We start from the raw sequence: 8,409 nt of genomic DNA, 5'->3' as shown, positions 1-8,409 counted from the left end.
TACCACGGCGGTCTGAAGAAGTACAACGAGTACAAGCAGCAGGACTCCGAGCACCTGCTGGAGACCACCGGCAAGCAGCTCCGCAAGCTGATGAGCTGGGTCGACGAGGAGGCGTGAGCCTCGCATGACGGGGTCGGGGCGTGTCCGCCCCGGCCCCGTTGTCCAACCCGTCGCATCACGGACGGGTGATCCTTCCGCAGAGGCGTAAGACGACCCCTGCCGCGCCACTACACTGGCGCACAACATACGCGTCAGGCCCACAACGTCGTGCGTCTTCCACGCGGCTAGCCCCTCCACCGCCTGCGGCCGTCGGGACGGCCGTCCGCAATGGACTTGTGAGGACTCACGTGAGCTCGAAACCCGTCGTACTCATCGCTGAAGAGCTGTCGCCCGCGACTGTGGACGCGCTTGGCCCCGACTTCGAGATCCGGCACTGCAACGGAGCGGACCGAGCCGAACTGCTCCCGGCCATCGCCGACGTCGACGCGATCCTGATCCGCTCCGCCACCAAGGTGGACGCCGAGGCCATCGCCGCTGCCAACAAGCTGAAGGTCGTCGCACGAGCCGGCGTCGGCCTGGACAACGTCGACGTGTCCGCCGCCACCAAGGCCGGCGTGATGGTCGTCAACGCCCCCACCTCGAACATCGTGACCGCCGCCGAGCTGGCCTGCGGTCTCCTCGTCGCCACCGCCCGCCACATCCCGCAGGCCAACGCCGCGCTGAAGAACGGCGAGTGGAAGCGCAGCAAGTACACGGGCGTGGAGCTCGCCGAGAAGACCCTCGGTGTCGTCGGTCTCGGCCGCATCGGCGCGCTGGTCGCCCAGCGCATGTCCGGGTTCGGCATGAAGGTCGTCGCCTACGACCCCTACATCCAGCCCGCCCGCGCCGCCCAGATGGGCGTCAAGGTGCTCTCCCTCGACGAGCTGCTCGAGGTCTCCGACTTCATCACCGTGCACCTGCCCAAGACCCCCGAGACCGTCGGCCTGATCGGCGACGAGGCGCTGCGCAAGGTCAAGCCGAGCGTGCGGATCGTCAACGCGGCCCGCGGCGGGATCGTCGACGAGGAGGCGCTGTACTCCGCCCTCAAGGAGGGCCGGGTCGCCGGTGCCGGTCTCGACGTGTACGCGAAGGAGCCCTGCACGGACTCCCCGCTGTTCGAGTTCGACCAGGTCGTTGCCACCCCGCACCTGGGCGCCTCCACCGACGAGGCCCAGGAGAAGGCCGGCATCGCCGTCGCCCGCTCGGTGCGCCTCGCCCTCGCCGGTGAGCTCGTGCCGGACGCGGTCAACGTCCAGGGCGGTGTCATCGCCGAGGACGTCAAGCCGGGCCTGCCGCTCGCCGAGCGCCTCGGCCGGATCTTCACCGCGCTCGCCGGTGAGGTCGCGGTCCGCCTCGACGTCGAGGTGTACGGCGAGATCACCCAGCACGACGTGAAGGTGCTGGAGCTCAGCGCCCTCAAGGGTGTCTTCGAGGACGTCGTCGCCGAGACCGTGTCGTACGTCAACGCCCCGCTGTTCGCGCAGGAGCGCGGTGTCGAGGTGCGGCTGACGACCAGCTCCGAGTCGGCCGACCACCGCAATGTCGTCACCGTGCGCGGGACGCTCGGCAGCGGTGAGGAGGTGTCGGTCTCCGGCACGCTGGCCGGTCCGAAGCACCTCCAGAAGATCGTCGCCGTCGGCGAGTACGACGTGGACCTGGCGCTCGCCGACCACATGGTCGTCCTCAAGTACGAGGACCGTCCCGGTGTCGTCGGCACGGTGGGCCGGATCTTCGGTGAGGCCGGGATCAACATCGCCGGTATGCAGGTGTCGCGGGCGATCGCCGGTGGCGAGGCGCTCGCCGTCCTGACCGTGGACGACACCGTCCCCGCGGGTGTGCTGACCGAGGTCGCCGAGGAGATCGGGGCGACGTCGGCCCGTGCGGTGAACCTGGTCTGACGTTTCACGACAGAGGCTGGGCGGACCGGGACATCCCGGTCCGCCCAGCCTCTTCCCGTGCCTCAGGCGAGCGCCTTCTCGGGTTGCGGCTCCGGCGCCTCCTCGCGCACCGCGACTCCCCGCAGGGTCAGCGCGGCCAGGCCCGCCGCCCCCACCAGCAGCACCGCCCCCGTGATCGCCGCCCCCTGCATCCCGTGGGTGAACGCCTCCCGGGCCGCCGCGGCCAGGCCCGGTACCCGGTCCGCGACCGTCAGCGCCCCGCCCAGCGTCTCGCGGGCCGGCTCCGGGGCCGACGACGGGATGTCGTGGCGGTAGATCGCCGTACCGATGGAGCCGAGGACCGCCATCCCGAGGGCGCCGCCGAACTCCCCGGCGGTCTCCATCAGCGAGGACGCCGAGCCCGCCCGCTCCACGGGCGCGCTGCTCAGGGCGAGATCCGTGATCAGGGAGATGACCACGACGACCCCGCAGGCCAGGACCCCGCACGCGGCCAGGACCAGCCAGAGGGAGTCCGTGCCCGCGAGGGACAGCAGCGCGTAGCCGGCCGCGCCGATCACGAAGCCCGCGGTGACCACATGGGCACGGGGGACGCCCTTCTGGACGAGCGCGGTGGCCGTCGGGGCGGCCGCGCCGATCGGCACGGAGGGCAGCAGCGCCCACAGGGCCGCCTCCAGCGCGCTCTTGCCGAGCACCGACTGGAGGTACTGCGTGGTGAAGAACGCCGAGCCCATCATGGCGAACGAGGAGATCAGGTTGAGCACCACGGACGGGGCGAAGCCGTGGCCGCGGAACAGTGCCGGGTCGATCATCGGTGCGGCCGCGGTGCGCTGACGGTGCACGAAGAGAGCCGCGAAGAGCAGGCCGACGGTGATCGAGACGACGTACCGGACGGTGAGGCCCTCGGACGCGATCTCCTTCAGGCCGTAGACGACGGGCAGCACGGCGGCCATCGACAGGGGCACGCTCAGCCGGTCGAAGCGGCCGGGGCGCGGGTCCCTGGACTCGGGGAGCAGGAACGGGCCGAGGATCAGCAGCAGGGCCATCGCGGGCAGGTTGACCAGGAAGATCGAGCCCCACCAGAAGTACTCGACGAGCACCCCGCTCATCACCGAGCCGAGCGCGATGCCGGCCGTCATCACCCCGGACCACATGCCGATCGCCTTCGCGCGCTGTCCGGGGTCGGTGAACATCGTGCGGATCAGCGCCATCGTCGACGGCATCAGGGTCGCGCCGCCGATGCCGAGGACCGCGCGGGCCGCGATCAGCATCTCGGCGCTGTGCGCGTAGGCCGCCGCGAGGGAGGCCGCGCCGAAGGCGACCGCGCCGATCAGCAGCAGCCTGCGGCGGCCGATGCGGTCGCCCAGGGAGCCCATGGTCATCAGCAGGCCGGCCAGGACGAAGGCGTAGATGTCGAAGATCCAGAGCTGCTGGGTGCCGCTCGGTTCGAGGTCCGCGCTGATCGCCGGGATCGCGAAGTAGAGGACGGAGACGTCCATCGAGACCAGGAGCAGCGGAAGCATGAGGACGCCGAGGGCGGTCCACTCGCGGCGGCCGGCCAGGGAACCGGCGGAAGTCGGGTTCGTCATGCCGGTGACTGTACAAGCGTCTTAAACGGTTGTCTATGACGGTTGTATAAATCGCTTGTCTAGATAGGGTGGGCGCATGGGACATCGCGAGGATCTGCTCGAAGGCGCCAAGCGCTGCCTGCTGGAGAAGGGGTTCCTGCGGACGACCGCACGGGACGTCGTCAAGGAGTCGGGGACCAACCTGGCGTCCATCGGCTACCACTACGGGTCGAAGGACGCGCTCCTGGGACAGGCGTACATCGCGCTGGTGGAGGAGCTCTCCTTCGAGGGCGGCACCGGGTTCACCACCCCGCCCGGCTCGCTGGAGCGCTTCCGGGAGGTGTGGGCGAACATCGTCGACACCATGCGGGCGCCGGGCTCGATGTGGCGGCTCAGCCTGGAGATCATGGGCATGGGCGACCAACTGCCCGAGGTCCGCGACCAGTTGGTCCGCGCCCAGCGCGAGGGCGGGCGCGGACTGGTCTCCATGCTCATGGGCGTGCCGGAGGCGGAGGTGACGGACGAGACCGCCGACACCCTCGGCCGGTTCTATCTGGCGCTGATGACCGGCCTGATCGGCCAGTGGTCCTTCGACCCGAAGAGCGCGCCCGACGCCGACACCCTCACCGAGGGCCTGCGCCAGGTCATCGAGGCCGCCACGCGCGCGTGACCCGCCCCTGCCGCATCTCCGGCACCCGGTCCGCGAAATGCCCGACCCGGTCGAGGAGTTCGGCGAAGCGGGTCGCCGTGGGTGGCTGTTGGGCGGCACTGTGCCTGCCGGGGGCCTCAGGGGTCCTGCAACCGCGCCCCCTTCAACGCCATGTGCAGCAGCAGCCTGTGCTCGCCGTCGTCCAGGTCCAGGCCGGTGAGCTGTTCGACGCGGGAGAGGCGGTAGTAGAGGGTCTGCCGGTGGATGCCCAGCTCGGCGGCGGTCCGGCCGGCCTGGCCCGCGCAGTCGAGGTAGACCTCGGCGGTCCGGGCGAGCTCGCGGTGGGCGGGGGCGAGCAGGGGACGTACGGCGGGGTCGTGTGCCGTCTCCGGGGGGAGTGCGGTCAGGAGGCGGTACGGGCCGATGTGGGACCACTCCGCGACCGGCCCCAACCCCGGTTCCGCGAGCGCCGCCCGGGCCGCCGCCGAGGCCTCCTGCCAGGCGGTGGACAGCTCGGTCAGGCCCACGCGCGCGGCCGCGACACCGGCGGCGACACCGACGGGCGCGGCGCCGTGGGTCACCCCCGTGTCCCGCGCGCCACCTGGTGCCGGTCCGCTGCCGCCCCCCTTGCCCTCGGCCGCCGCGGACCGGCCGGCATCGGCACCGCCCGGCCTGGCCGTACCCGGCTCACCGCCGCGACCGCCCCCGCCCCCCGTCTCCGCCCCCCGAGCCCGTTCCAGCAGCCGGGCCGCCGCCGAGGTCGCCGGTGTCAGGGTGTCCGTCGCCCGCAGGCGCACCAGCACGGCGAGGGACTGGGCCGAGGTGCCCCACGGCACCGTGCACAGGGCCGTCGTGTGCGGGACCGTACGGGCCGAGGGGGCGTCGTCCGGGTCGGCGGACGGCCAGGGGGCGACGCACACCACGGCGTACGGGCCGTCGCCGCGGGAGCCCAGCTCCGTGCGCAGGGCCGCCACCGCCATGTCGGCCTGCCAGCCGCGCTCGGCGGTCAGCACCGCCCGCAGCTCCCGGCTCAGGTCGGCCCCGTGCTGCGCCTCGTCCGCGAGCAGCGCGCCGATCCGGGCGGTCACCCGCATGGCCGCGTCCAGTTGCCGGTCGGTCGGGCCGGGTTCGGATTCCAGGAGCCAGACGTACCCGAGCACGACCCCCCGATGGCGTACGGGCAGGCAGATCCGTCCCCGGTACACCCCCGCCTCCGGGGTCGGCGGGATGCGCACCGGGGCGCTCGCCCGCGTGATGCCGAAGCCCTCGAACCACGTCCGGACCGCGGCCGTGGAGCGCCGGGTCAGGATCGAGCGGGTGCGGACGGGGTCCAGCGCCGACGGATCGAGGTCGCCCTCACTGTCGTACACACCGAAGGCGATCAGCTCGAAGTCGCGGTTCTCCAGGGTCGCCGGGACGCCCAGGAGCTCCGAGATCTCGTCGACCAGCTCCTGGTAGTCACCTTTGTAGTCCCCTGTCACTCGGGCATTCTCGCGCAAAAACACCGCGCTTCATACATCTGTCTGAGATCTGCGGCACGGATGCGTGACAGGTGTCGATGGCCCAGGATCGGAGGGATCCTTAGGTTTCACGGTGGTTCTATCTGCTGGTTTGTGGAGGTGCCCCGTGCTGGGTCCCGTGATTCTTGCCGCGTCGCGCAGCGACCGGATGCGACGTCTGATCTCGGCGGCCCCGGTGACCAAGCGGGTCGTCGACCGCTTCATCCCGGGGGAGACGGTCGACGAGATCGTGCCGATCGTCCAGGAGCTCACCTCCAGGGGCCTGGAGCTGACCATGGACGTGGTCGGCGAGGACATCACCACCCCCGAGCAGGCGGAGGCCGCGCGGGACGCCTACCTCGCGCTCATCGACCGGCTCAGGACCCTCGACCTGGGCACCAGGGCCGAGATGTCCGTGAAGCTGTCGATGTTCGGCCAGGCGCTGCCCGGCGGACACGAGCTGGCCCTCGCCAACGTGCGGCCCGTCGTCGAGGCGGCCGCCGCCATCGGTACGACCGTCACGCTGGACGCCGAGGACCACACCACCCTCGACTCGATGTTCGCCATCCACGAGGAGCTGCGGAAGGACTTCCCGCAGACCGGCTGTGTGATCCAGGCCTACCTCTTCCGCACCGAGGCCGACGCCCGCAGGCTCGCCGCGGCCGGCAGCCGGGTGCGGCTGGTCAAGGGCGCCTACAAGGAGCCCGCGGAGGTCGCCTACCAGCAGAAGCACGAGATCGACAAGGCGTACGTCCGGGTCCTGCGCGTCCTCATGGAGGGCGAGGGGTACCCCATGGTCGGCTCCCACGACCCGCGCCTGATCTCCATCGCGCAGGAACTCGCCCGCCAGGCGGGCCGCAAGCCGGACGAGTACGAGTTCCAGATGCTGTACGGCATCCGCGGCGACGAGCACCTGCGCCTGGCCGCCGAGGGCCACCGCATGCGCGTCTACACCGCCTACGGCACCGACTGGTACGGCTACTTCATGCGGCGCCTGGCGGAGAAGCCGGCGAACCTGCGCTTCTTCGTCCGCAGCATGATCAGCAAGGGCTGAGCCCGAACACCCGCTCAAGTTCAAGGAGTTACGGATCCCATGGACGCTGTGACCCAGGTCCCCACCCCCGTCAACGAGCCGGTGCACGGCTACGCCCCCGGTTCGCCCGAGCGGGCCAGGCTGGAGGCGAAGCTCAAGGAGCTGGCCGACAACCCGGTCGACCTGCCGATGACCATCGGCGGCGAGAAGCGGATGGGCGGTGGCGAGCCCTTCCAGGTCGTGCAGCCGCACAACCACAAGGCCGTCCTCGGCACCCTGCGCAACGCCACCCAGCAGGACGCCCGGGACGCCATCGACGCGGCCCTCGCCGCCGCCCCCGCCTGGCGCGCGATGTCCTTCGACGACCGTGCCGCGATCATCCTGCGCGCCGCCGAACTGCTCGCCGGCCCCTGGCGCGAGACGCTGGCCGCCTCCACCATGCTCGGCCAGTCCAAGACCGCGCAGCAGGCCGAGATCGACACGCCCTGCGAGCTCGTCGACTTCTGGCGCTTCAACGTCAAGTACGCGCGTGACCTGCTCGCCGAGCAGCCCCCGGCGAACGCCCCCGGCGTCTGGAACCGCCTCGACCACCGCCCGCTCGAGGGCTTCGTCTACGCGATCACGCCGTTCAACTTCACGGCGATCGCGGGCAACCTGCCGACCGCGCCCGCGCTCATGGGCAACGTCGTGGTGTGGAAGCCGTCCCCGACGCAGACCCACGCGGCCGTCCTCCTCATGCAGCTCCTGGAGGAGGCGGGCCTGCCCAAGGGCGTCATCAACCTCGTCACCGGCGACGGCATCGCGGTCTCCGAGGTCGCCCTGGAGCACCGGGACCTCGCGGGCATCCACTTCACCGGTTCGACGAAGACCTTCCAGCACCTGTGGAAGACGGTCGGCGCGAACATCGAGAAGTACCGCACCTACCCGCGCCTGGTCGGCGAGACCGGCGGCAAGGACTTCGTCGTCGCCCACCCGAGCGCCGACCGCGCGATCCTCAAGACCGCCCTCACCCGGGGTGCCTTCGAGTACCAGGGCCAGAAGTGCTCGGCGACCTCCCGGGCGTACATCCCGGCGTCGATCTGGAACAGCGGCTTCCGCGAGGAGTTCGCGGCCGAGGTCGACGGCATCGCCATGGGTGACGTCACCGACCTCTCGAACTTCATCGGCGCGGTCATCGACGAGCGGGCCTTCGCCAAGAACAAGGCGGCGATCGACCGCGCCAAGTCGGACCCCACCTGCACGATCGTCGCGGGCGGCTCCTACGACGACTCGGTCGGCTATTTCGTCCGCCCGACCGTCGTCGAGTGCACGGACCCGGAGAACGAGGTCTTCACCACCGAGTACTTCGGCCCCTTCCTCGCGGTGCACGTCTACGAGGACGACACCTACGAGGAGATGCTGACCCAGATGGAGTCGGCCTCCGACTACGCCCTGACGGGCTCGGTGATCGCGTCCGACCGCGCGGCGGCGGCGTACACGATGGAGAAGCTGCGCTACGCGGCCGGCAACTTCTACATCAACGACAAGTCGACCGGTGCCGTCGTCGGCCAGCAGCCCTTCGGCGGCGGCCGCGCCTCCGGCACCAACGACAAGGCCGGCGCCCCGCAGAACCTCCAGCGCTGGACCCTGACCCGCGCGATCAAGGAGACCCTGGTCCCGCCGACCGACTACGGCTACCCGCACATGGGCTGACCAGGTCGGTCGACACAAGGGGCCGGGCTCTCGC

Annotated in this window: 6 protein-coding genes and 1 pseudogene; 5 read left to right on the top strand and 2 right to left on the bottom strand. The window is 71.0% G+C overall.

The genetic code is table 11. The annotated features are described in order from the left end of the window. Nucleotides 1-117: pseudogene (locus ACZ66S_RS34195) on the top strand (ketol-acid reductoisomerase); the annotation flags it as partial. Between the two features lie 230 nt (nucleotides 118-347). Continuing rightward, the gene (gene serA / locus ACZ66S_RS34190) at nucleotides 348-1,937 is read left to right on the top strand and encodes a phosphoglycerate dehydrogenase (RefSeq protein ID WP_069766168.1); all 1,590 of its coding nucleotides are present in this window, start codon (nucleotides 348-350) and stop codon (nucleotides 1,935-1,937) included. A gap of 62 nt (nucleotides 1,938-1,999) precedes the next feature. Here the strand turns inward: serA and ACZ66S_RS34185 are convergent, their stop codons facing one another. Further along, nucleotides 2,000-3,523, bottom strand: a complete 1,524-nt coding sequence (locus ACZ66S_RS34185) for an MFS transporter (RefSeq protein WP_469905431.1) — start codon at nucleotides 3,521-3,523, stop codon at nucleotides 2,000-2,002. Between the two features lie 76 nt (nucleotides 3,524-3,599). Between ACZ66S_RS34185 and ACZ66S_RS34180 the strand changes: the two genes are divergently transcribed. Beyond that, the gene (locus ACZ66S_RS34180) at nucleotides 3,600-4,172 is read left to right on the top strand and encodes a TetR/AcrR family transcriptional regulator (protein WP_469905430.1); all 573 of its coding nucleotides are present in this window, start codon (nucleotides 3,600-3,602) and stop codon (nucleotides 4,170-4,172) included. 116 nt (nucleotides 4,173-4,288) lie between these two features. On the opposite strand, the gene ACZ66S_RS34175 is transcribed toward ACZ66S_RS34180, so the two are convergent. After that, a complete protein-coding gene (locus tag ACZ66S_RS34175; protein ID WP_469905429.1) occupies nucleotides 4,289-5,632 on the bottom strand; it encodes a PucR family transcriptional regulator in 1,344 nt (447 codons plus the stop codon). A 145-nt stretch (nucleotides 5,633-5,777) separates the two neighbouring features. Here ACZ66S_RS34175 and ACZ66S_RS34170 point away from each other — a divergent pair, with 145 nt between their 5' ends. Further along, complete coding sequence (locus ACZ66S_RS34170) at nucleotides 5,778-6,704, top strand: proline dehydrogenase family protein (protein WP_469905428.1); 927 nt, start codon at nucleotides 5,778-5,780, stop codon at nucleotides 6,702-6,704. Nucleotides 6,705-6,743: 39 nt separating this feature from the next. After that, nucleotides 6,744-8,375 (top strand): L-glutamate gamma-semialdehyde dehydrogenase, encoded by a 1,632-nt coding sequence (pruA, locus tag ACZ66S_RS34165; RefSeq protein ID WP_469905427.1) that lies wholly within the window; start codon nucleotides 6,744-6,746, stop codon nucleotides 8,373-8,375. The last annotated feature ends 34 nt before the right edge of the window (nucleotides 8,376-8,409 follow it).

It is taken from the genome of Streptomyces sp. NPDC107471 (genome assembly GCF_055582845.1).
This window is presented reverse-complemented; position numbering and strand designations above follow the sequence as displayed.